This is a genomic window from Aeromonas rivipollensis (genome assembly GCF_010974825.1).
Taxonomy (GTDB): domain Bacteria; phylum Pseudomonadota; class Gammaproteobacteria; order Enterobacterales; family Aeromonadaceae; genus Aeromonas; species Aeromonas rivipollensis.
The window spans coordinates 37,617-63,611 of sequence record NZ_JAAILA010000007.1 but is presented as its reverse complement, the minus strand read 5'-3'; the positions used below and the strand labels follow the sequence as shown (position 1 = coordinate 63,611).

Genomic DNA, 25,995 nt, shown 5'->3' with positions numbered 1-25,995 from the left:
AGGCCTTGTTCATTAGATGTTCATGAGGACGATATGGTAACCATTCGTTTACAACGTGGTGGCGCGAAAAAGCGTCCGTTCTACCAGGTAGTAGTTTCTGACAGCCGTTGCGCCCGTGACGGTCGCTTCATCGAGCGCGTTGGTTTCTTCAACCCGGTTGCTGCTGGTAACGCTGAAAAGCTGAACCTGGACCTGGCTCGTATCGAGCATTGGGTTGCTACTGGTGCCGCTGTTTCTGACCGCGTTGCCAAGCTGATCAAAGACGCTAAAAAAGCTGCTTAATCAGCCAAACGGTAAGGAGTTAAGGTGGAAAAACCTATAGTTCTGGGCACCCTGGGTACCGTCTACGGCATCAAGGGTTGGCTTAAAGTGAACTCCTTCACCGATGTTGCCGAAGCGATTTTCGATTACAACCCCTGGCTGATCAATCAGAACGGGGTGTGGCGTGAGATTCAGGTTTCGGCCTGGAAGCGTCACAACAAGGGTCTGATCTGCAAACTCGATGGTATCGATGTGCGCGAGGATGCCCTGGCATTGACCAATGTCGAGATTGGCGTAGCCGCCGATCTGTTGCCTGCGTTGCCTGAAGGTGAGTTCTACTGGCGTGACCTGATTGGTTGCTCCGTGATGACCACCAAGGGATACGACTTGGGCAAGGTGACCGAATTGATGGAAACCGGCTCCAACGATGTGTTGGTGGTTGAGGCCAATGTAAAAGATGCCTTTGGTGCAAAGGAGCGGCTGATCCCGTTCCTGGAAGAGCAGGTGATCAAGAACATTGATCTGACTGCTCGAACAATCGAAGTTGATTGGGATCCTGGTTTCTAGTTTCCCGCGCTAACACGGGTGCCGGAGGTTTCTTATGTGGATTGGGGTGATTAGCCTCTTCCCGGAAATGTTCCGAGCCATTACCGAGCACGGGGTAACGGGTCGGGCCGTCAAGAGTGGCCTGCTGCAGATTGAGTGCTGGAACCCGCGGGATTTCACCCACGACAAACACCGCACGGTCGATGATCGTCCTTATGGTGGTGGGCCTGGGATGCTGATGATGGTTCAGCCGCTGCGTGATGCTATTCATGCAGCCAAGCAAGCGGCGGGAGACGGGGCGAAAGTCATCTATCTCTCTCCTCAGGGGCGCAAGCTGACTCAAGCGGGCGTAACCGAGTTGGCGACGAATCAGACACTGATTCTGGTCGCCGGTCGATACGAAGGTATCGATGAACGCGTGATACAAACCGAAGTCGACGAAGAGTGGTCTATCGGGGATTACGTGTTAAGTGGTGGCGAGTTGCCTGCCATGACCCTGATCGATGCGGTTTCGCGTCTGGTTCCGGGGGTTTTGGGCGATCAGGCCAGTGCCGAGCAGGACTCCTTCACGGATGGCCTGCTGGATCATCCCCACTACACTCGGCCGGAGTTGTTGGATGGATTGGCGGTGCCCGAGGCGCTGACAAGCGGCAATCACGAAGTGATTCGGCGCTGGCGTCTCAAGCAGTCGCTCGGACGAACCTGGCAGAGAAGGCCGGAACTTATTAACAACCTAGCTCTGACTGACGAGCAAGAATCACTTCTTGCCGAGTATGTCCGCGAAGTGCGTGACAGCGTTAAGTAGAGTTTTCAGTTTATCCTAGGTAAGGAAAGACAATGAGCAAGATTATTCAGCAGCTTGAACAAGAGCAACTGCGTACCGACATCCCGGCTTTTGCCCAGGGCGACACCGTACGTGTTCAAGTTCGTGTTAAAGAAGGTGGTAAAGAGCGTCTGCAGGCTTTCGAAGGCATCGTCATTGCCAAGCGTAACCGCGGTCTGCACTCTGCTTTCACCGTTCGCAAGATCTCCAACGGCGAAGGTGTTGAGCGTGTATTCCAGACTCACTCTCCGCTGATCCACAGTGTAGAACTGAAGCGTCGTGGTGATGTTCGCCGCGCCAAGCTGTACTACCTGCGCAACCTGTCCGGCAAAGCTGCTCGTATCAAAGAGAAGCTCAACTAATTCGATTCGAATTGGTGTCGGTATGTCGGCGAAAAGCTCGACAGGTAGTGAAAAGGCTCGCCAATGGCGAGCCTTTTTTGTGTCTGTAATTCGGGTACCGGTCAGAGGTGTTAGTGTTCTGGTCGTCTACTGGCTGACCCGCACCACAGAGTTGTCGCGCCCGAAGGGGCCGGGCACGTAGTCGTCCGCTTCCCAGTCGTTGTCATAACGGGTCTCCCCGTCCGGCTGCACCAGTTGGTAGCAATACTCGAAATGGCTGGGGCCATCGGTGGGAAGGTTGAGGGTCGCCTTGAACTCCCCGCTCTTCATTCTTTTCAATTCAATGGGTTGCCACTGGCTGAACTCCCCCAGCAGCAAGACCTGTTCGGCCTCACCCGCGGCCTCTTTTTCCACTGCGAAGGTCACCTTGACCTCGGGGCGGGACTTGAGAAATTGCTTGTTGATCGGCATATCGACTCCTTGTCACTGACTGCGAAGAAAGTAGTGCTGGTTATTTTTATATCACTTTATGACAAGGATGTTGATAGCAATCGTCAGGCAGGCAGGGCGAAATGACGCCGAAGCAACTGGTGAGTGAAGTCAATCTTGAGGTAGAAGCCCCTTGGCAGTGTCTGGATCGGCTGGCCATTGCGGCCGATGGCGCGGGTCAGTGCCTTGCTGTTGGCCGCCTTGGGGCGCAGTTGCATGACCTGGCCGTGGCGGGCGCTGATCTGCTCCACTTCCCCCAGCACTATCATGTCCATCAGCTCCTCCCAATCCTGACGCAGCAACCTGTCTTCTTCTTCGTTCGGGCTCCACAGCAACGGCATGCCGACCCGGCGCTCACCGACGGGGATGGTGCGGCTGCCCTCCACCGGGATCCAGAGTACCCGCGACAGCTTGTTGCGCACATTGGACTCCTCCCAGCGCTGGCCACTGATCCCGATGAGGGGCGCGACGCAGACGAAGGTGGTTTCCAGCGGTTTGCCCTGAGGATCGATCGGGATCGTCTTGAGCTCTATGCCGAGATCGGGGAAGTCCTGCTCCGGTCGGCTACCCGCGCTGGCGCCCAGCTGCCACTCGATCAACTGGCCGATCCAGCCCTTGTCCCGCCGGAGATCCCGTGGCACCGGGATGCCGGCCGTCGCGGCGAGTTGAGCCAGGGTGAAGCCCGCCATGGCGTAGGCGCGCGCCAGCAATTCCTGCTCTGACTGTGGGTTGTCGGGCATGAGGGGCTCCTGTTGGCGAGAAGGGGTGGACAAGTGTGATCCTGACAGAGGATCGCTGTTTTTGTAACCGATCCTTGCCCGGCTATACACAGGGGGGGCAGGATTGTGAATTTTAATCTATGGCAATGATTTTAAAGGAATTTGACTTTTTTCTCCAGCCTGGATAACGGGAGGATCCCGGTTGCTGCGAGTTGTCCAAGGGTTTGGCCTGGCTGTTGCACATAGTTATCCACAGAAATCTTGGATAACTGACATAAAGTGGTGATACAGGGCCCGGCATCAGAAATAAATGTGAGAGCACGCCGATTTTTCTCGCCATATCGGTGCAGATAATGCGCCATCCTTGTGGATAAACTAGCCTTGATGGATCTTTGAACAGTCGAACTTGTTCACAATTGACAGCCAGGATCCTCGGGCGCAAAAGACATGGATCTTGATCCAGTCTTTAAATATTAACTGTATGTATTTAAATGAATATTTTGTTTTTATATGAATCGGGTATGATACGGCATGATTTGAAGTCGTAGTATAAAACTACTGTATATACCCGCTTGATCACAGGCTTATGCACAGTCTGGGTGGGCAACTTGCGGAGCTTGTCCTTCCGGTTTGTTTATAACTTTGCTTGAAATGCCAAGTTATTCATGAGTGGAAGATGACAGTCCCTGTTTGCCGCCACGGGGTGAATGTGGAACAATCTCTTTATAGATTCAGCCTTTAATAAGGTGATCACGTGATAGATGGCGACGGATTTCGTCCCAATGTCGGCATCGTGATCTGTAACCGTGACGGGCAAGTATTGTGGGCTAAGCGCTATGGGCAGCACTCCTGGCAGTTTCCGCAGGGGGGAGTTGATGATGGTGAATCGCCGGAACAGGCCATGTATCGTGAGCTGTATGAGGAGATAGGCCTCAAGCCCGAGGATGTGACCATACTGGCGACCAGTCGCAACTGGCTGAAGTATCGCTTACCCAAACGACTCGTTCGCTGGGACAGTTCACCGGTCTGTATTGGCCAGAAGCAGAAATGGTTTTTGTTGCAGCTCGATCCTGGCAGAGAGTCCAGGATCCAGTTCGGCTGTCATGGTCACCCGGAATTTGATGATTGGCGTTGGGTCAGCTTCTGGTACCCGGTTCGTCAGGTCGTCTCCTTCAAGCGGGAAGTTTACCGCCGGGTGATGAAGGAGTTTGCCCCGCTGGCCATGCCGGTGCCGGTGGTGCAGGTTAATCGAAAGGATGGGCGGCGCAACCGCTCGCGCTAAGGAGCACAATTAGTTGCTGACGGAACTCAGACGCATCGTCGAGAGCATGGCCGAGGCCAACACCCTCGAACAGGCCTTGCAAGCATTGGTGAGCCAGACCCGGCTCGCCATGACGGTGGACTGCTGCTCCGTTTATGTCGCCGAGCCCGACATGCGCCGCTATCGACTGGCGGCCACCGATGGCCTGGCCGAGTCGGCGGTGGGCAAGGCCACCTTGCCGTTCGAGCAGGGCATAGTCGGTCTGGTGGGTCAGCGGGAAGAGCTGATCAACCTGGCCGATGCGCCTTCTCACCCCAGTTTCAAGTTCCTGCCCGATGTCGCGGAAGAGGCATTTCGCTCCTTCCTCGGCGCCCCCATCATGCACCAGCGTCAGGTGGTGGGCATTCTGGTGGTGCAGCAGAAAGAGAGCCGGCTGTTCGATGAGGGGGAAGAGTCCTTCATGGTCACCCTGGCGGCGCAGCTGGCGGCGCGCATCGCCCAAGCCCAGGCCAAGGGCTGGTTGCAGAAGACCGACTGGAGCAAGCCGCTGCGCGGCATCGCCGGCGCCAGTGGCATCGCCATCGCCAAGGCCTGGGTGTGGCGCCCGCGCAAGGCGCTCAACAGCATCACCCCGCGCAAGGACGAGGACCACGGCAAGCAGCTGGCCCGACTGGAGCTTGCGGTGGAAGAGGTGCGCCACGATCTGGAGAGCCTGGCGCTACGCTTTCGCGAGAGCTACAGCCAGGATTCGGTCGCCATCTTCGACATCTATCTGCACCTGCTGAACGATCCCGGCTACATCAAGCCCATCCGCAACAAGGTCGGCAAGGAGCACTGGACCGCCATCTCCGCGGTCAAGATCATCAGCGATCGGCTGATCGAGCAGTTCAAGGGGATGAAGGATCCCTACCTGCGGGAGCGCTCCACCGATGTGAAAGACATAGCCCAGCGGCTCATCAGCCGTCTGGTGCAGGACGAACCCGAGCAGCTCACCATAGGGGAGCCGGTGGTGCTGGTCGCCGACGAGGTGACCGCCACCATACTCGCCGAGATCCCGCGGGAATTCCTGAGCGGCGTGGTGTCGCTCAAGGGGGGGACCAACTCCCACGCCGCCATCCTGGCCCGTGCCATGGGGGTGGCGGCCATCATGGGGGTGGATCTGCCCCTGGGTGACATAGGTGGTCGCACCCTGGTTGTCGATGGTTACAGCGGCGATCTCTTCATCGAACCCAATCAGGTGATCCTGACCGAGTACCGGCAGCTGCTGAGCGAGGAGCGGGCGCTCGATACCCTGGTGCGCAGCGTCGACAACCAACCCTCGGAGACGGCTGACGGCACTCCTGTCTCTTTGCTGCTCAACGCCGGCCTCAGTGCCGACACCGAGATCTCCCTCAACCATCTGGCGGACGGGGTCGGGCTCTATCGCACCGAGATCCCCTTCATGCTGCAGGACAGCTTCCCCTCCGAATGGGAGCAGACGGCGCGCTATCGCGGGATCCTGGAGACTTATCGGGATCGCCCGGTCTGCATGCGCACTCTGGACGTGGGGGGGGACAAGCAATTGCCCTATTTCCCCATAGTGGAGGAAAATCCCTTCCTTGGCTGGCGGGGGATCCGGCTCACCCTGGATCACCCCGAGTTGTTCCTGGTGCAGCTCAAGGCCATGCTGCGCGCCAGCGAAGGGCTGGACAATCTGGCCATCATGCTGCCGATGATCAGCAGCGTCAGTGAAATCAAGGCTTCCCGCCGGCTGCTGGATCAGGCCTGGCGTGAAGTGTCGGAAGAGGCGGCGAGCCGCGATGCGGTGATCCGCTACCCCAGCCTGGGGGTGATGATAGAGGTGCCTTCCGCCCTCTACATCCTGCCGGAGATGGCCCCCCTCATCGACTTCTGGTCGGTGGGCAGCAATGACCTGACCCAGTATCTGCTGGCGGTGGATCGCAACAACGCCCGGGTCGCCAGCATCTATGACGCCTTCCATCCCGCGGTGATCCGCGCCCTGCAACTGCTGGTCGATGCCTCCCATCGCTACCAGAAGCCGGTCTCGGTCTGTGGCGAACTGGCCGGGGATCCGGTCGGCGTGCTGCTGCTGCTGGCCATGGGCTATCGCCGTTTCAGCATGAACACCCACAACATATCCCGCATCAAGTACGTGCTGCGTCAATCCGATCTCGGCGAGCTGAAGGCGCTGATGGCAGATGGCCTCAAGCACGACAATCCCCACGTGCTCCGTGGCCTGTTTGCCCGCTACCTGGAAGAGCACGGTCTGGGCGGTTTGCTGCGCGCGGGCCACAAGACCAAGTTGCCCGATTGATATTCAGTCTTGTTCCTGCTGACGAATGATCGGAGAATGCGGCTTTTCTTATGACTGGGGCCGCGCCATGCAGCACGACGGATATTGGGTTTTCTCGCAGATTGATCCCGTAGCATTCAGTTTGGGACCACTATCGGTACGCTGGTACGGTCTCATGTATTTGTTTGGTTTTGCCTTTGCCATGTGGCTTGCGGGCCGCCGCGCCGATGCGCCCAACAGTGGCTGGACTCGCAACGAGGTCTCCGACCTGCTGTTCTACGGCTTCCTCGGGGTGATCCTGGGTGGTCGTATCGGCTATGTGCTGTTCTACAACTTCGATCTCTTCCTGGCCGATCCCACCTACCTGTTCAAGATCTGGACCGGCGGCATGTCGTTCCACGGCGGCCTGATCGGGGTCATCACCGCCATGATCTGGTTTGCCCACAAGACCAAGCGTCACTTCTTCACCGTGGCTGACTTCGTGGCGCCGCTCATTCCGTTCGGCCTCGGTGTCGGCCGCATCGGCAACTTCATGAACGGCGAGCTGTGGGGCCGGGTCACAGACGTGCCCTGGGCCATCATCTTCCCGGAGGCCGGCCCCGAGCCGCGTCACCCCTCCCAGCTCTACCAGTTCGCTCTGGAAGGTGTGGTGCTCTTCATCATCCTGAACCTGTTCTGGCGCAAGAACCCGCCACGGGGCGCCATCTCCGGCATGTTCCTGCTGTTCTACGGCCTGTTCCGCTTCCTGGTGGAGTTCGTACGCCAGCCTGACAGCCAGCTCGGTCTCTACTTCCAGGAGATCAGCATGGGCCAGATCCTCTCCACTCCGATGATCATCATCGGCGCCCTGATGATCTGGGTCGCCTACAAGCGTCCGCAGTTGTTCGGCAACGCGGCGAAGGAGGCAAAGCAATGAGGGCCTATCTCGACCTGATGCAGAAGATCCTGGATGAAGGTACCGTCAAATCCGATCGCACCGGCACGGGGACAGTCTCCCTGTTCGGTCATCAGATGCGCTTCAATCTGGCGGAAGGCTTCCCGCTGGTCACCACCAAGAAGTGCCACCTGCGCTCCATCATTCACGAGCTGCTCTGGTTCCTCAATGGCGACACCAACACCGCCTACCTGAAAGAGCACGGCGTCAGCATCTGGGACGAGTGGGCCGACGAGCACGGCGATCTGGGCCCTGTCTACGGTGCCCAGTGGCGCTCCTGGCCGGCGGCCGATGGCGCCGTCATCGACCAGATCCAGAAGGCGGTGGATGACATCAAGCACAACCCGGACTCGCGTCGCATCATAGTCTCCGCCTGGAACGTGGGTGAGCTGGACAAGATGGCGCTCGCCCCTTGTCACGCCTTCTTCCAGTTCTACGTGGCAGACGGCAAGCTCTCTTGCCAGCTCTATCAGCGCAGTTGCGACGTCTTCCTCGGCCTGCCGTTCAACATCGCGAGCTACGCCCTGCTGACCCACATGATGGCCCAGCAGTGCGATCTGGCGGTGGGGGACTTCGTCTGGACCGGTGGCGACGTGCACCTCTACTCCAACCACATGGAGCAAACGGCGCTGCAGCTCTCCCGCGAGCCGCGTCCCTTGCCGCAGCTGGTGATCAAGCGCAAGCCGGACTCCATCTTCGACTACAGGTTCGAGGACTTCGAGATCCAGGGTTATGATCCCCATCCGGGTATCAAGGCCCCTGTCGCCATCTGATCCCGTATCCGCCGTGATGGCGCGCGGCACTCGGCGGGATCTCCCGCGTGGCGGTATTACGTTATTCCATCTGTTCGAAAGGCGCCTGCGGGCGCCTTTTTCATGCCTGAAAAGAATAAATATGCAAAAAAAAGAATGCTCCGTGGGCTCATGAAGGCGGGGTAAAACGTGCTTATAGCAGGCATGATTCATTTTGCCTTCGGTTTTTCCGTTGTTATTGGCAGTTAGAAACGATTTTTCATTAACTCACTCGGCCCCTAGACTGAAAAAGTACAATTTTATGGATAGTTAGACCATGAGCGATGTGTTCAAGCGATTTCTCAAACTGGAGTCAGCCTCCGGAATAATTCTGATCCTGGCCGCCCTGGTGGCCATCGGTCTGGCCAACTCTGCCCTGGCGGAGCACTATCAGAGTTTCCTCAATACCCAGGTACAGGTGCGCATTGCCGCCCTCGACATCAACAAGCCGCTGCTGCTCTGGATCAACGACGGCTTCATGGCGATCTTCTTCCTGCTGGTCGGGCTGGAAGTAAAGCGTGAGATGCTGGAGGGGGCGCTCTCATCACGGGTGCAGGCCACCTTCCCGGCCATCGCCGCCGTGGGCGGCATGCTGGCCCCTGCGCTCATCTATGCCTTCTTCAACTACGAAGACGAAGTGACCCGGGCCGGCTGGGCCATTCCGGCCGCAACCGACATCGCCTTCGCCCTCGGGGTGATGGCGCTGCTTGGCAAGCGGGTACCGACCAGCCTCAAGGTATTCCTGCTGGCCCTGGCCATCATGGATGACCTTGGGGTCATCATCATCATCGCCCTCTTCTATACCCAGCAGCTGTCGCTGACCGCACTGGCGGTCGGCATAGTGGCGACCCTCACTCTGCTGTGGATGAATCGCCGCGGTGAGGACAGGATCGGCCTCTACATGCTGGTGGGTCTGGTGCTCTGGGTTGCAGTGCTCAAGTCCGGCGTCCATGCGACCCTGGCCGGCGTCATCGTTGGCTTCATGATCCCTATCTCCGGGAAGCGCTATGCCTCGCCGCTCAAGCATCTGGAGCATGTGCTGCACCCCTGGAGTGCGTACCTGATACTGCCGTTGTTTGCCTTTGCCAACGCCGGGGTCTCCCTCGACGGGATCCAGCTGTCGGATCTGCTCAGCCCGGTGCCCATGGGCATCATACTGGGGCTCTTCATCGGCAAACCCCTCGGCATCTTCACCATCAGCTGGCTGTCGGTGAAACTCGGCATCGCCCAGCTGCCGAGCGGCGTCAACTTCAAGCAGATCTTTGCGGTCAGCATCCTGTGTGGCATCGGCTTTACCATGTCGATGTTCATCGCATCGCTGGCATTCGAGCATGGCGGACTGGACTACGGCAGCTACTCACGCCTCGGGATCCTGGTGGGATCCACCCTGGCGGCCGTGATCGGTTTTATCGCCCTGCGGATATCGCTGCCCAATCGGGAGGCGAATCAAAGCACGGAGGGGTTATGAGAAGACTCGGATGGTTAGTCATGCTGGCGAGCCCGGCAGTCTGGGCGAATAGCCTGGCGGAGTGCCAGCAGGATGCGATGTCGGCCAGTTGCTCGGCCTATCTCAATGGGGTGGTGGACAGCGCCCTCATGCTGGGGGACAAGCAGGCCAAGGCCCGATTCGGTGAGACCTTCACCGAGCGGGCCCTCAGCAGCCGGGCCGGCGAGCGAGTCAAGCAGTCGAACAAGCGTTATTGCGGGGAGCGGATGCCGGATCCGGCCCGCCTCAAGCTGACCCTGCAAGAGCAGTTCGGCGCAAACAAGGTTGACTCGATCAGCGACATGTATGACATTCTGGCGGTTGAACTCAGCTGCTACCGGAGCCCGCGCAGCGCGGGAACCCCATCGGATGTCACACCTTAATTACAACCATCTCTACTATTTTTGGATGACTCAGAAGAAGGGCTCCGTCACCCAGGCGGCGGAAGCCCTCTTCCTCACTCCCCAGACAGTCACCGGTCAGATCAAATTGCTGGAGCAGCGTCTCGGCGGCAAGCTATTGATTCGAAAGGGTCGTTCCCTCGAGGCCACCGAACTGGGCCAGCTGGTATTTCGCTATGCCGACAAGATGTTCAGCCTCTCCTACGAGATGCTGGATATCGTCAACTACCGCAAGGAGAGCCAGATCCTGTTCGACGTCGGCATCGCCGATGCACTCTCCAAGCGCCTCGCCAGCCGGGTGCTGCTCTCCGTCATCCCTAACGACGGCTCAATCCACCTGCGCTGTTTCGAGTCGACCCACGAGCTGCTGCTGGAGCAACTGAGCGAGCACAAGCTCGACATGATCCTCTCCGATTGCCCGGTGGATTCCAGCCAGCACGCCGGCCTGCTCTCCAAGCGGCTGGGGGGCTGCGGCGTCAGCTTCTTCTGCAAGGCACCGCTGCCCGAAAAGCCTTTTCCTGCCTGTCTCGAGGAGCGCAAACTGCTCATCCCTGGTCGTCGTACCGCCATGGGGCGCCAGCTGACCCAATGGTTCGAGCAGCAGGGCATCTCTCCCAGCATCCTGGGGGAATTCGACGATGCGGCCCTGATGAAGGCATTTGGCTTCTTCAATCAGGGGATCTTCATGGCGCCGACCATCTATCGGGAGGAGATCCTGGAGGGGGAGGAGGTGATGCTGATCGGGGAGACCCAGGATCTGATGGAGGAGTACTACGTCATCTTTGCCGAGCGGATGATCCAGCATCCGGCGGTGAAGCGGGTGTGCGAGAGTGATTTCTCCTTCCTCTTTGCCGGTCAGGAGGACTTCACCACCATTCAGCCGGCGACCCTGTCATTTTAAATCGACGGGGCAGGAGGTATGATTCCTGTCTTGCAGGGGAGGGAATGCGATGCAGTTGGAAGAGATGGAGGCGAATGCCGGACGTGCGGTCACCCTGCTCAAGGCGCTGGCCAATGAACGGCGCTTGTTCATTCTGTGCCAGTTATTGGAGAGAGAGCTGTCGGTGGGGGAACTCAACGAGGTGCTTGGACTGAGTCAATCGGCCCTGTCACAACACCTTGCTGTGCTGCGGCGCGATGAGCTGGTGGCGACGCGAAAAGAGGCCCAGACGGTCTACTATTCGCTGCGCAGCCATGAGGTACGCGAGATGATTGGATTGTTGCACAGGCTGTATTGCAGCGAACCAAAATAAAAAACCGGCACTAAGGCCGGTTTTTTAGCTTTGTTCAGCCAAAGCTGATTAAGCCATAGCTTTGATCTGGGCAGACAGGCGGCTCTTGTGACGAGCAGCTTTGTTCTTGTGGATCAGGCCTTTGGTCGCCATACGATCCATGATCGGCTGAGCAACAGCGAAAGCGGCAGTGGCAGCAGCTTTGTCGCCAGAAGCGATGGCAGCAATTACTTTCTTCAGATAGGTACGGGTCATTGAACGACGGCTGGCGTTGTGTTGACGACGTTTCTCTGACTGAATCGCGCGCTTCTTAGCAGATTTGATATTAGCCAAGGTAAAACTCCTAAAACTGTCTTAGCGAGTGTATTGAAAAGGCCCGGAAATATGCCTTCTCAACCACATATTGTCAAATGATTTGTGCAAATAAACACCGCCCCCCGGTGGTGTGTCAGTTGGGAGGCGGTTAAACTGTCGGCCGATTCTAGCAGCATTCTTTCCATTCTGACAGTTCCAGAGGCCTCGTCTTGAGTAAGAAATTGATCAAATCCGGCATGATAGTGTCCGCAATGACGCTGGTGTCCCGTGTGATGGGCTTGGTGCGCGATGTGGTCATCGCCAATCTGCTCGGTGCCGGGGTGGCCGCAGACGTCTTCTTCTTCGCCAACCGCATTCCCAACTTCTTGCGCCGGCTGTTCGCCGAAGGGGCTTTCAACCAGGCCTTCGTGCCGGTGATGACGGAGTACAAGAAAAACGGTGACGAGCAGGCCGTGCGTGAACTGCTGGCCGCGGTGGCGGGCACCCTTGGGGGCATAGTCACCATAGTCACCCTGCTCGGTGTGCTGGGCTCGGGGGTGCTGACGGCCCTGTTTGGCTGGGGGTGGTTCTGGGACTGGCTGCACGGCGGCCCGGCGGCCGAGAAGTTCGAGCTGGCCAGCCTGATGCTCAAGATTACCTTCCCCTATCTCTGGTTCATCACCTTCACCGCCATGGCCGGGGCTATTCTCAACACCTTTGGTCGCTTCGCCGTCTCCTCCTTCACGCCGGTGTTCCTCAACCTCACCATGATAGCGGCGGCCTGGTGGATAGCCCCGTTGCTGGAGCGGCCCGAGATCGCGCTGGCGATCGGCGTCTTCCTCGGCGGCTTGGTGCAGTTTCTGTTCCAGTACCCCTTCCTGCGCCAGATCAACATGCTGGTGTGGCCCAAGTGGGGTTGGCACCATCCTGGTGTGGTGAAGATCCGCACCCTGATGATACCGGCGCTGTTCGGCGTCTCGGTCAGCCAGATCAATCTGCTGATCAACACCATGCTGGCCTCCTTCCTGGCGACCGGTGCCATCAGCTATCTCTACTACTCGGATCGCCTGCTGGAGTTCCCCCTCGGCCTGTTCGCGGTCGCCATCAGCACAGTGATCCTGCCGGCGCTGGCCAAGAAGCATGTGGATGCGGATCCGGCCGACTTCTCCCGTACCATGGACTGGGGGGTGCGCATGGTGATGCTGCTCGGCCTGCCCGCCATGGTGGGGATTGCCGTATTGCGCGAGCCCATACTGCGGGTGCTCTTCATGCGCGGTGAGTTCGGCATGCACGAGGTGGCAATGTCCAGCGCCAGCCTGCTGGCATCCACCACAGGGCTGCTCTCCCTGATGCTGATCAAGGTGCTGGCCCCCGGCTACTATGCCCGCCAGGACACCAGGACCCCGGTACGGATCGGCATCATGGCCATGGTGGCCAACATGGTGTGCAACCTCATCTTCATCTATCCGCTTGGCTATGTGGGGCTGGCGCTCGCCACCGCCTGCTCCGGCACCCTGAATGCGGCCCTGCTGTTCAAGGGGTTGTATCAGCAGGCGGTCTATCGCCCTTCCCGCAACACGGGCGTGTTCTGCCTCAAGCTGCTGGTGGCGACTGTGCTGATGGGGGGCGTGCTTGGCTATCTGTCACCGGATCTCGCCCAGTGGGGGGACTGGAGCATGGGCAAAGCCAGTCTGGAGCTGACCTTGCTGCTCTGCCTGGGGGGCGCCTTGTATGGAATAGTCCTGTTGGTGCTGGGGGTCAGGCCAAGACACCTGAAATCGGGCCAGCAATGAGGCTGATGATGCCCGGGTTCCGGGTCAGATACCTGAAATCGGCTCAACAGCAGGGCTGACCCTGCCTGCTGCCTGATATATAATCCGCCGATTTCCATGGCAGCAACGCACAAGGCACTGATGGAACTCATTCGCGGCATTCACAATATCAAGCCCCGTCATCGGGGCTGCGTATTGACCATAGGCAACTTCGATGGGGTTCATCAGGGCCACCATGCGGTGCTGGCCCGACTGCAGGAGAAAGCCGCCCAGCTTGGCCTGCCCGCCTGCGTCATGCTGTTCGAGCCACAGCCCCTTGAGCTGTTTGCGGGGGACGCCGCTCCTGCCCGTCTCAGCCGTTGGCGGGAGAAGTACGAAGCCCTCAAGGGGATGCAGATAGATCGCATGCTCTGTGTACGGTTTACACACCGCTTCGCCGAGCAGGCCGCCAGCAGCTTCATCGAGCAGTTGCTGGTGGAGAAACTCGGCGTGCACTACCTGGTGGTGGGCGATGATTTTCGCTTCGGCAAGGGGCGGGAGGGGGACTTCCACCTGCTGGAGGAGGCGGGTCATCGCTTCGGTTTCGAGGTGATCAGCACCCAGAGCTTCCAGGTCGAGCGCCAGCGGGTCAGCAGCACGCTAGTGCGCGAGGCCTTGAAGGCGGGGCGTATGGCCGAGGTGGAGCTGATGCTCGGCCGTCCCTATGCCATCAGTGGTCGGGTGGCCCACGGCGACAAGCTGGGGCGTACCATAGGTTTTCCTACCGCCAATCTCGCGCTCAAACGGCAGGTGATCCCGGTCGGTGGCGTGTTCGCGGTGGAAGTGTTATGTTCCGGCAAGACCTTCCCCGGTGTCGCCAATGTGGGTGTACGGCCGACCTTGAGCGGTACACAAGCCAGATTGGAAGTACATCTATTTGATTTTTCTGGTGATCTATACGGTCAGCAGGTCAAGGTGCTGCTTCGCCACAAGCTGCGCGAAGAGCAGAAGTTTGCCTCTTTCACCGCCTTGAAAGAGCAGATCGAACGAGATGCCCTGGCGGCCCGAGCCTGGTTCGGGCTGCCACCATTCAATTTACCCAGCACTCTTTTAGAAAAGAAGGGAACCCAGGACTGATGAGCGACTATAAACACACCCTGAATCTGCCGGAAACCGAGTTTCCGATGCGTGGCGATCTGGCCAAGCGCGAACCCAACATGCTCAAGCGTTGGTACGATCAGGATCTTTACGGCGCCATTCGCCGCGCCAAAGCGGGCAAGCCTTCTTTCATTCTGCATGATGGCCCCCCCTACGCGAACGGCAGCATTCACATCGGTCACTCGGTCAACAAGATCCTCAAAGACATCATCATCAAGTCCAAGGGCCTCTCCGGCTTCGATTCCCCCTATGTGCCGGGCTGGGATTGCCACGGTCTGCCCATAGAGCTGAAGGTGGAAGGCATGGTCGGCAAGCCGGGGGAGAAGGTTTCCGCCGCCGAGTTCCGCGCCGAGTGCCGCAAATACGCCAAGACCCAGATCGAAGCGCAGAAGACCGACTTCATCCGTCTGGGCGTGCTGGGTGACTGGGAACACCCCTACCTGACCATGGACTTTGGCACCGAAGCCAACATCATCCGCTCCATGGCCAAGATCGTCGCCAATGGTCACCTGCACAAGGGTTCCAAGCCGGTACATTGGTGTACCGACTGCGGCTCCGCCCTGGCGGAAGCCGAAGTGGAGTACTACGACAAGAATTCCCCCTCCATCGATGTGCGCTTCAAGGCCGTCGACGAGGCGACAGTGGCAGCCAAGTTCGACTGCCCCGAAGGTCACACCGGCAAGGGCCCGCTCTCTGCCGTGATCTGGACCACCACCCCCTGGACCCTGCCGGCCAACCGTGCCATCGCCATGCACGCCGATCTGGACTACGCCCTGGTACAGGTGGAGGGTGACAACCCCGAGCGCCTGATCCTGGCCGCCGAGCTGGTCAAGGATGTGATGGACAGAGCCGGTATCGAGAAATTCCACAACCTGGGCTATGCCAAGGGTGCGGCGCTCGAGCTGCTGCGCTTCAACCATCCCTTCTACAGCTTCGACGTGCCTGTCGTACTGGGTGACCACGTCACCCTGGATGCCGGTACCGGCGCCGTGCACACAGCCCCTGGCCACGGTCAGGAAGACTTCGTGGTCGGTCAGAAGTACGGTCTGGAAGTGGCCAACCCGGTTGGCAGCAACGGCGTTTACCTGCCGGATACCGAGTTGTTTGCCGGCCAGCACGTGTTCAAGGCCAATGCGGCCGTGGTCGAGGTGCTGACCGAGCGCGGCGCCCTGCTGCATCACAAGGTGTTCAACCACTCCTACCCCCATTGCTGGCGTCACAAGACCCCGATCATCTTCCGTGCCACCCCCCAGTGGTTCATCAGCATGGAGCAGAAGGGGTTGCGCAAGCGCGCGCTGGAAGAGATAGAGCGCATCGAGAAAGATGGCATTGCCCAGCACGGCCAGAGCGGCTGGGTACCGGCATGGGGCAAGAACCGCATCCAGGCCATGGTCGAGAACCGTCCTGACTGGTGCATCTCCCGTCAGCGTACCTGGGGTGTGCCCATCTCCCTGTTCGTCCACAAGGAGACTCAGGCGCTGCACCCTGAATCCGTGCGCCTGATGGAAGAGGTGGCCAAGCGGGTCGAGCAGTCCGGCATTCAGGCCTGGTGGGATCTGGACAAGGCCGAGCTGCTGGGCAGCGACGCCGACATGTACGACAAGGTGCCCGACACCCTGGACGTCTGGTTCGACTCAGGATCGACCCACTCCTCAGTGGTCGATGCCCGTCCCGAGTTCAACGGCAACCCGGCCGACATGTATCTGGAAGGCTCTGACCAGCACCGCGGCTGGTTCATGTCCTCCCTGATGATCGGCGTGGCCATGAAAGACAAGGCTCCCTACAACCAGGTGCTGACTCACGGCTTCACCGTGGATGGTCAGGGCCGCAAGATGTCCAAGTCCATCGGCAACGTGGTCAGCCCGCAGGACGTGATGAACAAGCTGGGCGCCGACATCCTGCGTCTGTGGGTAGCGAGCACCGACTACACCGGCGAGATGACAGTCTCCGACGAGATCCTCAAGCGCTCCGCCGATGCCTATCGCCGTATCCGCAACACAGCCCGCTTCCTGCTGGCCAACCTGAACGGCTTCAATCCGGCGACCGATATGGTGGCGCCTGCCGACATGGTGGTGGTGGATCGTTGGGCCGTGGGCCGTGCCAAGGCGGTACAGGCCGAGATCATGGCGGCGTTCGATGAGTACAACTTCCACGGCGTGACCCAGAAGCTGATGCAGTTCTGCTCCATCGAGATGGGCTCCTTCTACCTGGATGTGATCAAGGACAGGCAGTACACCGCCAAGGCGGACAGCCTGGCTCGTCGCTCCTGCCAGACCGCCCTCTATCACATCGCCGAGGCCATGGTGCGCTGGATGGCGCCCATCATGAGCTTCACCGCCGACGAAATCTGGGCTCTGCTGCCGGGTGAGCGCGGTGAGTTCGTATTCACCGAAGAGTGGTACGACGGCCTGTTCGGTCTGGAAGCGGGCGAAGTGCTGAACGACGACTTCTGGGCCGAGATCCTCACAGTGCGTGGTGAAGTGAACAAGGCACTGGAAGCCGCCCGTGGCGAGAAGCGCATCGGTGGCTCCCTGCAGGCCGAACTGACCCTGTTCGCCAAGCCCGAGCTGGCTAAGCGTCTGAATGCTTTGGCCGATGAGCTGCGCTTCGTACTCCTCACCTCCAAGGCCAAGGTGGTGGTAGCTGACACAGCACCGGAAGGTGCCGTTGCGACCGAGCGCGATGATCTGTGGCTGAACGTGGCCCAGTCTGCTGCCGCCAAGTGCGACCGCTGCTGGCACCATGTGGAAGACGTGGGCACCATAGCCGGTCACGAAGAGATCTGTGGCCGCTGCGTCACCAACGTCGAGGGTGACGGCGAAACGCGTCAATTTGCCTGATGAACATGACCAATAACGCTCTTCATAACAAAACGGGCCTGCGTTGGCTGTGGCTGGCGGTGCTGGCTTTCGTACTGGACCAGGCGAGCAAGCTCGCCGTGGTCAAGTTGCTGCCGTTTGGCTATCCGGGGGTGGAGATCACCCCCTTCTTCAACCTGGTGCATGTCTACAACAAGGGCGCAGCGTTCAGCTTCCTGGCCGATCAGGGGGGCTGGCAGCGCTGGTTCTTCGCGGTCTTGGCGTTTGCCATCTGTGGGCTGCTGACGCACTGGTTGCGAAAGCAGTCGGTCACCCAGCGCTGGAGCGGCATCGCCTATTCCCTCATCATCGGCGGAGCCCTTGGCAACGTCTTTGATCGCCTGGTGTTGGGCCACGTGGTCGATTTTCTCGACTTCTACTGGCAGCGCTCCCATTGGCCTGCATTCAACCTGGCGGACAGCTTCATTTTCATCGGCGCAGCCATGATAGTGCTGGAAGGTTTTCGCTCCGAAAAACAGAAGGAGACGGCATGAGCCAGGCCATAGGCGCTGACAGCAGCGTACTGTTCCACTTCTCCATCAAGCTGGAAGATGGCTCGGTTGCCGATAGCACTGCGCTGCACGGCAAACCGGCCCGCCTGCGGATGGGGGACGGCAGCCTGACATCGAGCTTCGAGCAGTGTCTGCTGGGGCTGCAACAGGGGGAGGCCAAGAGCTTCACGCTGGCGCCTGAGCAGGCGTTCGGTCACTCCAATCCCGACAACATCTACCATCTGGACAGAGCCAAGTTCGGCGCCGAGGTGGAGCCCAAGGTCGGTACAATCATGATCTTCGATCAGCCCAATGGCAGCGAGCTGCCCGGCATCATACGGGCGGTGGAAGGGATGTCGGTGACGGTCGACTTCAACCACCCGCTGGCGGGTCACACCGTCACCTTCGAGGTGGAGATCCTGGGCGTGGATGACGAGGAAAAGGTGCACTGATGGATATTTTGCTGGCTAACCCACGTGGTTTCTGTCGTGTTGATGTCGATTGTGCCATCGGCATGAGTGAGGTGCTCTGATGGATATACTGCTGGCTAATCCTCGTGGTTTTTGCGCCGGTGTCGATCGTGCCATCAGCATAGTCGAGAGCGCGCTTGAGAAGTTCGGGGCCCCCATCTATGTCCGTCACGAGGTGGTACACAACCGCTATGTGGTGAACAAGCTGAAAGAGGCGGGGGCCGTGTTCGTCGAGGAGCTCGACGAGGTGCCGGACGACAGCATCGTCATCTTCTCCGCCCACGGCGTTGCCAAGACGGTGCGCGAGATGGCCAAGTCCCGTGCCCTCAAGGTGTTCGATGCCACCTGTCCGCTGGTGACCAAGGTGCACATGGAGGTCCATCGTGCCAGCCGCAAGGGATCCGAGGCCGTGCTCATCGGTCACGCCGGTCACCCCGAGGTGATTGGCACCATGGGGCAGTACGAGAATCCGGAAGGGGGTATGTATCTGGTGGAAACGCCGGAGGACGTGGCCAGGCTCAAGGTGAAGAACCCGGACGATCTCTGCTTCGTTACTCAGACTACGCTCAGCGTGGATGAGACCTCGGACGTTATCGATGCCTTGCGCCAACACTTCCCGAAAATTCAGGGACCGCGCAAGGATGACATCTGTTATGCCACCCAGAACCGTCAGGATGCGGTGCGGGAGATGGCGGGGCTGGTGGATGCCATGCTGGTAGTCGGTTCTCGCAACTCCTCCAACTCCAACCGCCTGCGAGAGCTGGCCGAGAAGGTGGGGGCGCGAGCCTACCTCATCGACGATGCCACCATGATCGAACCGGGCTGGCTGGACGGTGTTGAACGTATCGGGGTGACTGCGGGGGCCTCTGCTCCCGATGTGCTGGTTCAGAATGTCATCGCCCGTCTGCGTGAGCTGGGGGGCAAGATAGTGACCGAACACCCGGGTCGCGAAGAGAACGTGGTCTTCGAGGTGCCGCCAGAGCTTAGAATCATTTGAATGTGGCCAGGATGGCCTAAGAATAAAGAGTGATGTTCCTGATGCCGGATTTGTTGTTGCGACCTATCCGGCATTAGACTAACAAGACCGCCAGTCACCAAGGATGGGATATGATTGGGTTCTATCGAGGCTTTTCCCTCATTGAATTGATGATTGTCGTCGCCATAGTGGCGATTCTTGGCACCATTGCTTATCCCTCATATCAGCGCTATCTGCTGGCCAGCCACCGTATTGATGCCAAAAAGATGCTGTTGGATGCCGCCAACAGACAAGAAACCTATTTTATGGACTTCAATAGGTACGCCTCCTCCGCTGCCGACCTGAATATCACTGACAACTCCGAATCCGGCTTCTACCATCTGGTCATCTCTGCCGGCACCAATACGTTCATCCTGTTTGCCACGGCTTCTGGTGCACAAGGCTCCGATAGCGACTGCATCATCTTCTCCATCGATCAGGATGGCACCAGAAGCGCTACCCGACTCGGTGATACCGCCAACGACGCCTGCTGGGACTAGCGGATGAAACTTCAACGCCGTCGCCAGATGACCGGATTCAGCCTGCTGGAGGTGATGATAGCCGCAGTGGTGCTCTCCTTTGGTCTGCTGGGGCTGGTTGGCATGCAGGCCACGGCCAAATTCTCCGGCTATGAGGCTCGACAGCGCACCATTGCCAACTGGCTGGCAAATGACCTCGTTGAACGTGCCAGGATCAACCAGGACAGCTGGACTGCCCAGGGCACGACCGTCGTATCAGGCAACACTATCCTGAACATGCCGAGTTGTGCCAACAGCAATGGCACCATGTCGGATTGCAGCAGGACCGAACGGCAGGCGCTGGATCTCTTCTATTGGCAACAGTCCCTGCTGGGTTCTGCCGTGTCCGGTGCAGCCTCATCTCTGCAGGCTCCGGTCGGATGCGTGATCCGCGGGGCCAACAACAGCCTGACGGTGGGGATCTTCTGGCGCGGCCGGGAGTCTCTGTCTGATGGCGCCGATGCGGTTACCGCCGTGCGCAACAGCTGTGGACTTGGGAATGCCGCAGATCGGCAGAGGCGTCAGTTCGTGCTGACGACCACCCTATGAACGCCCGTGGCTTTACCCTGGTCGAGTGGCTGATCGCCATGCTGATCGGAGTATTTCTGATCGGTGGTGGCCTGAGTATCTTCGTAGCCTCTCGGGCCACCACTGAGGATGCCTTCGATCAGAGCGAGCTGCAGGAAAATGGCCGTATCGCCATGCGCCTGCTCACTCAGGACCTGAAATGGGCTGGCTTTTGGGGGGACTATACGGGTTCTCCCATGGCCGTGGGGCAGGGGGTTACGCTGAGTGCTGGGTCTAGTGTGCTTGCCGCAAATGATTGTCTGGACAATCTTGGGCGAGGCAGCCTGCCACCCAGTGTGGGAACAAATCGGGGGATCTGGGTCGCAGGGGTGGACAACAGCAGGGCGATTACGGGAGGGGCTTTTGCCTGTATCCCTGTGGCTTCGCGTGTCGCCAATTCGGATGTCATCAGCATCAAGCGGCTGATTGGTCTTCCGCTGGCGGATACCGCCGCGACTGGCAATCGCTTTTATCTCGCCACAACGACCCAGGCTGCCCAGATGTTCAAGGGGGGAGAAACGGTCCCCACCACGGCAGCCATGCCGGCACGTCAGCTCTGGGAGTATCAGCACTTTATCTATTACCTTTCTCCCAATGCAGCAGGCAACCCTGAATTGAGAAAGCGTTACCTGACCGCAAATGGCGGATCGGTATTGATCTCCGGCCCCATGGCCGAAGGAATTGAACGGATGACGGTGCTGTTTGGTGTCGACGACAGCCCGGTGCCGGATGGTGAAATTGACCGTTATGTTGCGACTGCGAATGTCACCGAACAGGAGTGGAGCGAAGGACGGGTCGTGGCGGCACGTATCTTTATTCTGGTTCGCTCACTGCAAGCGTCCAGCAGTTATGTAAATAACAACATCTATCAGGTTGGCAGCGTCAGTGTCCCAGGTAATGGAGATGGTTTCCGCCGTCTGTTACTGGAAACCAGTGTATCGCTGCGTAATCCTGCGGTAATAGTGGGAGGTGGAGCATGAGATCCCAGCGCGGTGTGGCTCTGATCGTCGCCCTGATCATTCTGCTGCCCCTTACCCTGATTGCCGTGGTGGTGATGCAATCTTCGGGGCAAGACCTCAAGATGGCTGGCTCGTCCGCCAGCTTCCGACAGGCGGAGCATCGGCTCGAAGGCATCATCGAAGCGGCGATGCAGAGCAACAACATATCGACTGTGATTGCCGGCATGGGCGCCACTCTGGGGGCCAGTGCGGCGATCAGCGTCAATAGCAGCAATGCTTCGGCGGCTGTCGCTCTTACTAATCGTATCGAAACCGTGTGCAAGCGAAAGATTGACGCCAGCAGCAGCAATGTGATTCCTGCGTGCAAGTATGTCGAGCTGCAGGCCAATGTGAATTATGGAAAATATGTTCGCCCGTTGACTTGGATTGCGGGTGTAGAACAACCACTGCTCACAGAATAGGAGCGAAGGATATGTGGCTACGACGACTTGGAGTGATTTTATGCTGGTGTAGCCTTGTGTTTGGCATTACATCGACGAGAGCCGATGACACCGAGCTGTTTATTTATGACTTCAACAAGGCGGGGGACTTTCGCCCCAAGGTGCTGCTGATATTCGATAACTCAGGCAGTATGGCTGATACCATGGAGCAGATCAAAGAGGTCTATAATCCTGCCACAGTGTATCCTGTATTGAGTAATGATCCGGACTCTAACAATAGTAAAAAGTACATTTACTTTTCAACTGATGGCAGTATTCCTGCTATCAACACCAGCAGGCGATTCTCCGACAAGCTGAATGCTTGTGCGACTTCAAAAACGCCATTGTCGAATATTGGTTATTTTCAGTCGCAAATGTGGAGTTATGAGGTTACGAATGGTAACCCACCAGGAAGAGGGCGGGGTGAATGGAATTCGCTCAGCGGTGATCAAGAGAACAATATCAATCTGGTAGATTGCAAGCAGGATATTACAGCAAGCAACCCGGCCAACCCCTACAGCGGAAGCTGGACGGTTGGGGCTGGTTATCCAGTAGATAAAGACAGTACTAGAAGCGGCGAGTGGTTTTATACGGCCAATAAAAATAATGCCGTCAATGCCAGTAATACTGCTGTGACCATTTATTCTGCCAATTATATTCGCTGGTATCATGGCCCAACCGGATATTCAGAGGAATCTCGACTCCGCATTGCCAAGGATGCAGTGAAAGGTTTGATATCATCCACACCTGGGGTGGACTTTGGTCTGGCGGTATTTAATAGAAACAATGACACTGATAATAATGGCGGGCGTATTGTCAGAGACATATTAGGCAGTGAGGTCACACTGGCAAATGGCAAGACGGGGGAGCAGGATCTGTTGGACCGGGTCGAAGCCCTGACTGCCAGTACCAATACCCCATTGTGTGAAACATTGAGAGAGGCATATCAATTCTTTGGGGGGAAGGCTGTTGTATATGGACTGCAAGGCAGCCCGCGTGATACTGCAGCCGAGAGCCCAGCTGGTACCTATGAGGCTCCCTATGATAATTGTTCAAACAACGGTTATGTTATTTATATCACCGATGGTGAGCCGACTCAGGATACCTCTTCAGATACCTTTGTGCAGGGGTTGATTAATACCCTGAGCACGGATGAAAAAGCGGCCTATGGGACTGTGGTTTCTTATGGTTCTGGAAGAAACAGAGAAAACAGCTATCTGGCTGCCTTGGCCGGTTATATGAAGCACAAGGATGTCAATGCTGTTTCACCAGGGACCCAGACTGTGACCACCTTTACTGTCGGATTCGGTGATGAGGCTATCTCGGGGGCGGGTAATCTGCTGGCGGAGACGGCCAGGCGGGGAGGTGGTGAGTATTACCCGGCGACCGATGCCTCAGCCTTGACCGATGCGCTAAAGGCCTCTTTGCTAGCGATCCTGCGCATCAATACCTCGTTGGTGTCCCCTGCCATTGCCAGCAACAATTTCGACCGGACCCGTAGTCTCAATAACATCTATTACGCCATGTTTGAGCCGGATGACGGACCCAGATGGCGAGGAAATCTGAAGAAATTGGTATTTTCCCCGGACGGTTATGTTGCGGATAGTCGAGGGCTGCCCGCTATCAAGTTTGATGGCACCATCATCGACAGCGCCCAGACCTTCTGGTCATCAGGTCGTGATGGCAACAAGGTGGCTGAAGGCGGTGCCCAAGAAATGCTGGCGGCAAAAAGCAATCGAAACCTCTATGTCATCAATAATGCCCAGAATCGGCTCGATGCGCTCACCAAGACAAATCTGGTGACGCAGGCGGGCAGTGAGGCGGCACTCATGACTTTCATGCAGGCAGGCAGTACGACAGAACTCGATTCCCTGATCGACTGGACCAAGGGGTTGGATGTCGACGACGAAGATTTTGATACGTCGACCCTGATACGCAGCCACATCATGGGAGACCCTCTGCATTCTCGGCCGCTGGTGTTGAACTATGGCCCTCAATCCGGCAACCCGGCCGATGCGCCTGATTTGCGGATCTTGTTTGGGACCAATGCGGGCTTCCTTCATATGTTCAAGGATATGGGCAGCACCATAGATGAGAGTTGGGCCGCCATTCCCTATGAGTTCTTGCCCAACCAGAGGGCATTGCGTATCAACGCCGAATCTGCGGACCATATTTATGGTGTTGACTCCTCTCCTGTCGCCCTCATCAAAGATGCCAATCGAAATGGGGTGTTGAAATCGTCCGAGAATGACTTCGTTTGGGTATTCACTGGATTGAGAAGCGGTGGAAAGGCCTATTACGCCTTTGATATCTCCAGCCCCAATACGCCGACGCTGAAATGGCGCCTGAACTCCCAAACGACGGGCTTCGGCGAGCTGGGTTTGACCTGGTCGGTGCCTGAGGTTGCCTTTGTGCCAGGGGTCACCACACCAGTCCTGATCTTTGCTGGCGGCTATGACGTGAACAAGAGTGCCCAGGGGCTGGGGGCGAATGACAGCATGGGTAGGGGGATCTATATCGTCAACGCCGAGACAGGGGCCCTGGTGTTCAGTGCGACCCCGGCAGCCACCTCAACCACCAATCTCCAGGTAACGGGGATGGCTGACAGCATGCCTGGCTCGGTGGCGACTCTGGATAGCGATGGTGATGGCAAGACCGACCGCATCTATGCAGGGGATACCGGAGGTAATATCTGGCGGATGGATCTCCCGAATGCCACCAAATCAGATTGGCGGGTATTCAAATTTGCCAGTCTGGGATCTGACAGCACTCAGGCCGCCGATCGCCGCTTCTTTACGCAACCTATAGTGGTGCGCACCATCAACAAGGAAGTGACACGTACAGTGGTGGGGGGAAATACAGTCTATTCCTACCAGGATCGCCCCTTTGATGCGGTGCTGATCGGCAGTGGTGATCGCAATCGGCCCTCCTCGGAAGCGACAGTCCGCAATGGTTATTTCATGTTGCGTGACTATGACGTCATGCCCCGTGCAACTACTGCGCAGGCCAGAAATCCCATCCTGATTACCGATCTCTACGACGTGACCTCAGACCCCCTGTCGGCACAGACGACCAGTGATGATGTTCTGGCGACCAAGGCGGGGATCACCACCGCCAAAGGTTGGGTCAACTGGTTGAACGAACCCGGCGAGAAGTCCATGGGGGCGGGTGTGGTGTTGCAGGGCAAACTTTACTTCACCTCGTTCCTGCCGCAGGTGCAGTCCTTCCAGCAATGCACCATTCAGTCTATAGGTGCGGCGCGTCAGTACATGGTGGACATGCACTATGGCAGCTCCTTCCGTTACGTGGTCGATCTCGATGGCAATGAAACGCCGGAACGCTACGTGGAAGTGCAAAACAAGGTGGCGGATGATCTGGTGGTGCATGCAGGGGATGATGCCAAGGTCCGTATCATCGGAGGAGGTGTTGGGGAAGAGGTGATTCTCAAGGACGAGGGTGACGGTGAGCCGGAGCGTTGTACTGGTGCCGGGGAGTGCAACCAGGGCGCGGAAGAGGCGGAAATGGACATGTCGCCCAAGAAAATTTACCTGTATGAAGGAGAGGCGCAATGAAACCACTGAGTACGGTGTTGGGCCTGAGCCTGTTGTTATCGGGAGCGGCGCAGGCGGAGGACATGAAGTGTTACGCCGAGCTGGCGAATGGACAGCGAGTCGTGTTGCATGGTCCTGTGACGGACAGTTCTCCTCAGGCTGTACACGAGAAATTCAAGAAGAGAGGGTATGAGGTCGACGGGGCAGTACAGCCGGTGAAGACACTGTTGGAGTGCCGCCCGCTGGGGGAGAAGTTTCAGTCAAAAGAGGGACAGCAGCAGGACGCAAGCCAGTTACGCTAGTGAGC

The 25,995-nt window shown here is 58.0% G+C and carries 27 protein-coding genes; 24 read left to right on the top strand and 3 right to left on the bottom strand.

Translation table 11 applies throughout. The features are described from left to right. Nucleotides 1-33 precede the first annotated feature (33 nt). From rpsP to rplS, 4 genes are read left to right on the top strand one after another with little or no spacing between them, the layout of a single operon-like run. Complete coding sequence (gene rpsP, locus G4923_RS03920; RefSeq protein ID WP_025325696.1) at nucleotides 34-282, top strand: 30S ribosomal protein S16; 249 nt, start codon at nucleotides 34-36, stop codon at nucleotides 280-282. 24 nt (nucleotides 283-306) lie between these two features. Then, nucleotides 307-828: a ribosome maturation factor RimM gene (gene rimM / locus G4923_RS03915; RefSeq protein ID WP_005332346.1), complete on the top strand. Its 522-nt coding sequence runs from the start codon at nucleotides 307-309 to the stop codon at nucleotides 826-828. Nucleotides 829-862: 34 nt separating this feature from the next. Then, complete coding sequence (gene trmD / locus G4923_RS03910; RefSeq protein WP_041206410.1) at nucleotides 863-1,612, top strand: tRNA (guanosine(37)-N1)-methyltransferase TrmD; 750 nt, start codon at nucleotides 863-865, stop codon at nucleotides 1,610-1,612. A gap of 32 nt (nucleotides 1,613-1,644) precedes the next feature. Next, nucleotides 1,645-1,992 (top strand): 50S ribosomal protein L19, encoded by a 348-nt coding sequence (gene rplS, locus G4923_RS03905; RefSeq protein ID WP_005313505.1) that lies wholly within the window; start codon nucleotides 1,645-1,647, stop codon nucleotides 1,990-1,992. 126 nt (nucleotides 1,993-2,118) lie between these two features. On the opposite strand, the gene G4923_RS03900 is transcribed toward rplS, so the two are convergent. Beyond that, entirely contained in the window at nucleotides 2,119-2,442 is a 324-nt protein-coding gene (locus G4923_RS03900) for an isoamylase early set domain-containing protein (RefSeq protein ID WP_005332348.1), read from the bottom strand. Between the two features lie 83 nt (nucleotides 2,443-2,525). Then, nucleotides 2,526-3,200, bottom strand: a complete 675-nt coding sequence (gene mutH, locus G4923_RS03895) for a DNA mismatch repair endonuclease MutH (RefSeq protein WP_005332349.1) — start codon at nucleotides 3,198-3,200, stop codon at nucleotides 2,526-2,528. Nucleotides 3,201-3,933: 733 nt separating this feature from the next. Here mutH and rppH point away from each other — a divergent pair. From rppH to G4923_RS03855, 8 genes are all read left to right on the top strand, one after another. Continuing rightward, the gene (gene rppH / locus G4923_RS03890) at nucleotides 3,934-4,461 is read left to right on the top strand and encodes an RNA pyrophosphohydrolase (RefSeq protein WP_106884997.1); all 528 of its coding nucleotides are present in this window, start codon (nucleotides 3,934-3,936) and stop codon (nucleotides 4,459-4,461) included. Nucleotides 4,462-4,474: 13 nt separating this feature from the next. Further along, nucleotides 4,475-6,754 carry a phosphoenolpyruvate--protein phosphotransferase gene (gene ptsP, locus G4923_RS03885; protein ID WP_106884996.1) on the top strand — a complete coding sequence of 760 codons (2,280 nt, stop codon included), beginning with the start codon at nucleotides 4,475-4,477 and terminating at the stop codon, nucleotides 6,752-6,754. A 67-nt stretch (nucleotides 6,755-6,821) separates the two neighbouring features. Continuing rightward, nucleotides 6,822-7,649 (top strand): prolipoprotein diacylglyceryl transferase, encoded by an 828-nt coding sequence (lgt, locus tag G4923_RS03880; protein ID WP_041207083.1) that lies wholly within the window; start codon nucleotides 6,822-6,824, stop codon nucleotides 7,647-7,649. Continuing rightward, complete coding sequence (thyA, locus tag G4923_RS03875; RefSeq protein ID WP_111913475.1) at nucleotides 7,646-8,440, top strand: thymidylate synthase; 795 nt, start codon at nucleotides 7,646-7,648, stop codon at nucleotides 8,438-8,440. Before lgt ends, thyA begins: the two co-directional genes overlap by 4 nt. A gap of 295 nt (nucleotides 8,441-8,735) precedes the next feature. After that, nucleotides 8,736-9,926: a Na+/H+ antiporter NhaA gene (gene nhaA / locus G4923_RS03870; protein WP_106884995.1), complete on the top strand. Its 1,191-nt coding sequence runs from the start codon at nucleotides 8,736-8,738 to the stop codon at nucleotides 9,924-9,926. A 20-nt stretch (nucleotides 9,927-9,946) separates the two neighbouring features. After that, nucleotides 9,947-10,327 carry a hypothetical protein gene (locus G4923_RS03865; protein WP_193353991.1) on the top strand — a complete coding sequence of 127 codons (381 nt, stop codon included), beginning with the start codon at nucleotides 9,947-9,949 and terminating at the stop codon, nucleotides 10,325-10,327. Continuing rightward, nucleotides 10,314-11,246, top strand: a complete 933-nt coding sequence (gene nhaR, locus G4923_RS03860; RefSeq protein ID WP_005332358.1) for a transcriptional activator NhaR — start codon at nucleotides 10,314-10,316, stop codon at nucleotides 11,244-11,246. Before G4923_RS03865 ends, nhaR begins: the two co-directional genes overlap by 14 nt. A gap of 49 nt (nucleotides 11,247-11,295) precedes the next feature. Next, complete coding sequence (locus tag G4923_RS03855) at nucleotides 11,296-11,598, top strand: ArsR/SmtB family transcription factor (RefSeq protein WP_106884992.1); 303 nt, start codon at nucleotides 11,296-11,298, stop codon at nucleotides 11,596-11,598. Between the two features lie 48 nt (nucleotides 11,599-11,646). Here G4923_RS03855 and rpsT read toward each other — a convergent pair whose 3' ends face one another. Then, entirely contained in the window at nucleotides 11,647-11,910 is a 264-nt protein-coding gene (rpsT, locus tag G4923_RS03850; protein WP_033129187.1) for a 30S ribosomal protein S20, read from the bottom strand. A gap of 191 nt (nucleotides 11,911-12,101) precedes the next feature. On the opposite strand from rpsT, the gene murJ reads away from it, so the two are divergent. The 12 genes from murJ to G4923_RS03790 all read left to right on the top strand — a co-directional run bounded on the left by murJ (nucleotide 12,102) and on the right by G4923_RS03790 (nucleotide 25,990). Continuing rightward, nucleotides 12,102-13,664, top strand: coding sequence for a murein biosynthesis integral membrane protein MurJ (gene murJ, locus G4923_RS03845; protein WP_163135580.1), 1,563 nt, complete (start codon nucleotides 12,102-12,104; stop codon nucleotides 13,662-13,664). 120 nt (nucleotides 13,665-13,784) lie between these two features. After that, entirely contained in the window at nucleotides 13,785-14,759 is a 975-nt protein-coding gene (ribF, locus tag G4923_RS03840; RefSeq protein WP_111913483.1) for a bifunctional riboflavin kinase/FAD synthetase, read from the top strand. Then, entirely contained in the window at nucleotides 14,759-17,620 is a 2,862-nt protein-coding gene (gene ileS, locus G4923_RS03835) for an isoleucine--tRNA ligase (protein WP_163135578.1), read from the top strand. Before ribF ends, ileS begins: the two co-directional genes overlap by 1 nt. Beyond that, the gene (lspA, locus tag G4923_RS03830; protein ID WP_139743717.1) at nucleotides 17,620-18,132 is read left to right on the top strand and encodes a signal peptidase II; all 513 of its coding nucleotides are present in this window, start codon (nucleotides 17,620-17,622) and stop codon (nucleotides 18,130-18,132) included. Before ileS ends, lspA begins: the two co-directional genes overlap by 1 nt. Then, nucleotides 18,129-18,581, top strand: coding sequence for an FKBP-type peptidyl-prolyl cis-trans isomerase (gene fkpB, locus G4923_RS03825; RefSeq protein ID WP_163135576.1), 453 nt, complete (start codon nucleotides 18,129-18,131; stop codon nucleotides 18,579-18,581). Before lspA ends, fkpB begins: the two co-directional genes overlap by 4 nt. A 79-nt stretch (nucleotides 18,582-18,660) precedes the next feature. Then, on the top strand, nucleotides 18,661-19,596 hold the full coding sequence (ispH, locus tag G4923_RS03820) for a 4-hydroxy-3-methylbut-2-enyl diphosphate reductase (RefSeq protein WP_163135574.1): 936 nt from the start codon (nucleotides 18,661-18,663) through the stop codon (nucleotides 19,594-19,596). A gap of 110 nt (nucleotides 19,597-19,706) precedes the next feature. Continuing rightward, nucleotides 19,707-20,114 (top strand): type IVa pilus pseudopilin TppA, encoded by a 408-nt coding sequence (gene tppA / locus G4923_RS03815; protein ID WP_163135572.1) that lies wholly within the window; start codon nucleotides 19,707-19,709, stop codon nucleotides 20,112-20,114. Nucleotides 20,115-20,117: 3 nt separating this feature from the next. Beyond that, a complete protein-coding gene (pilV, locus tag G4923_RS03810; protein ID WP_163135571.1) occupies nucleotides 20,118-20,681 on the top strand; it encodes a type IV pilus modification protein PilV in 564 nt (187 codons plus the stop codon). Beyond that, a complete protein-coding gene (locus tag G4923_RS03805) occupies nucleotides 20,678-21,679 on the top strand; it encodes a PilW family protein (protein ID WP_163135569.1) in 1,002 nt (333 codons plus the stop codon). Before pilV ends, G4923_RS03805 begins: the two co-directional genes overlap by 4 nt. Then, complete coding sequence (tppD, locus tag G4923_RS03800) at nucleotides 21,676-22,119, top strand: type IVa pilus pseudopilin TppD (RefSeq protein ID WP_106884984.1); 444 nt, start codon at nucleotides 21,676-21,678, stop codon at nucleotides 22,117-22,119. The genes G4923_RS03805 and tppD overlap by 4 nt, the downstream gene beginning before the upstream one ends. Nucleotides 22,120-22,130: 11 nt before the next feature. Beyond that, the gene (locus G4923_RS03795; RefSeq protein WP_420884896.1) at nucleotides 22,131-25,709 is read left to right on the top strand and encodes a pilus assembly protein; all 3,579 of its coding nucleotides are present in this window, start codon (nucleotides 22,131-22,133) and stop codon (nucleotides 25,707-25,709) included. Next, on the top strand, nucleotides 25,706-25,990 hold the full coding sequence (locus G4923_RS03790; RefSeq protein ID WP_111913145.1) for a TapY2 family type IVa secretion system protein: 285 nt from the start codon (nucleotides 25,706-25,708) through the stop codon (nucleotides 25,988-25,990). The genes G4923_RS03795 and G4923_RS03790 overlap by 4 nt, the downstream gene beginning before the upstream one ends. Nucleotides 25,991-25,995 lie beyond the last annotated feature (5 nt).

What these genes read in the sequence shown, in the direction of transcription:
- rpsP (WP_025325696.1), top strand. Translation starts at nt 34, where the DNA reads ATGGTAACCATTCGTTTACAACGTGGTGGCGCGAAAAAGCGTCCGTTC.
- trmD (WP_041206410.1), top strand. Translation starts at nt 863, where the DNA reads ATGTGGATTGGGGTGATTAGCCTCTTCCCGGAAATGTTCCGAGCCATT.
- rplS (WP_005313505.1), top strand. Translation starts at nt 1,645, where the DNA reads ATGAGCAAGATTATTCAGCAGCTTGAACAAGAGCAACTGCGTACCGAC.
- G4923_RS03900 (WP_005332348.1), bottom strand. Translation starts at nt 2,442, where the DNA reads ATGCCGATCAACAAGCAATTTCTCAAGTCCCGCCCCGAGGTCAAGGTG.
- mutH (WP_005332349.1), bottom strand. Translation starts at nt 3,200, where the DNA reads ATGCCCGACAACCCACAGTCAGAGCAGGAATTGCTGGCGCGCGCCTAC.
- lgt (WP_041207083.1), top strand. Translation starts at nt 6,822, where the DNA reads ATGCAGCACGACGGATATTGGGTTTTCTCGCAGATTGATCCCGTAGCA.
- thyA (WP_111913475.1), top strand. Translation starts at nt 7,646, where the DNA reads ATGAGGGCCTATCTCGACCTGATGCAGAAGATCCTGGATGAAGGTACC.
- nhaA (WP_106884995.1), top strand. Translation starts at nt 8,736, where the DNA reads ATGAGCGATGTGTTCAAGCGATTTCTCAAACTGGAGTCAGCCTCCGGA.
- G4923_RS03865 (WP_193353991.1), top strand. Translation starts at nt 9,947, where the DNA reads ATGCTGGCGAGCCCGGCAGTCTGGGCGAATAGCCTGGCGGAGTGCCAG.
- nhaR (WP_005332358.1), top strand. Translation starts at nt 10,314, where the DNA reads ATGTCACACCTTAATTACAACCATCTCTACTATTTTTGGATGACTCAG.
- G4923_RS03855 (WP_106884992.1), top strand. Translation starts at nt 11,296, where the DNA reads ATGCAGTTGGAAGAGATGGAGGCGAATGCCGGACGTGCGGTCACCCTG.
- ribF (WP_111913483.1), top strand. Translation starts at nt 13,785, where the DNA reads ATGGAACTCATTCGCGGCATTCACAATATCAAGCCCCGTCATCGGGGC.
- ileS (WP_163135578.1), top strand. Translation starts at nt 14,759, where the DNA reads ATGAGCGACTATAAACACACCCTGAATCTGCCGGAAACCGAGTTTCCG.
- lspA (WP_139743717.1), top strand. Translation starts at nt 17,620, where the DNA reads ATGAACATGACCAATAACGCTCTTCATAACAAAACGGGCCTGCGTTGG.
- fkpB (WP_163135576.1), top strand. Translation starts at nt 18,129, where the DNA reads ATGAGCCAGGCCATAGGCGCTGACAGCAGCGTACTGTTCCACTTCTCC.
- ispH (WP_163135574.1), top strand. Translation starts at nt 18,661, where the DNA reads ATGGATATACTGCTGGCTAATCCTCGTGGTTTTTGCGCCGGTGTCGAT.
- tppA (WP_163135572.1), top strand. Translation starts at nt 19,707, where the DNA reads ATGATTGGGTTCTATCGAGGCTTTTCCCTCATTGAATTGATGATTGTC.
- pilV (WP_163135571.1), top strand. Translation starts at nt 20,118, where the DNA reads ATGAAACTTCAACGCCGTCGCCAGATGACCGGATTCAGCCTGCTGGAG.
- G4923_RS03805 (WP_163135569.1), top strand. Translation starts at nt 20,678, where the DNA reads ATGAACGCCCGTGGCTTTACCCTGGTCGAGTGGCTGATCGCCATGCTG.
- tppD (WP_106884984.1), top strand. Translation starts at nt 21,676, where the DNA reads ATGAGATCCCAGCGCGGTGTGGCTCTGATCGTCGCCCTGATCATTCTG.
- G4923_RS03795 (WP_420884896.1), top strand. Translation starts at nt 22,131, where the DNA reads ATGTGGCTACGACGACTTGGAGTGATTTTATGCTGGTGTAGCCTTGTG.
- G4923_RS03790 (WP_111913145.1), top strand. Translation starts at nt 25,706, where the DNA reads ATGAAACCACTGAGTACGGTGTTGGGCCTGAGCCTGTTGTTATCGGGA.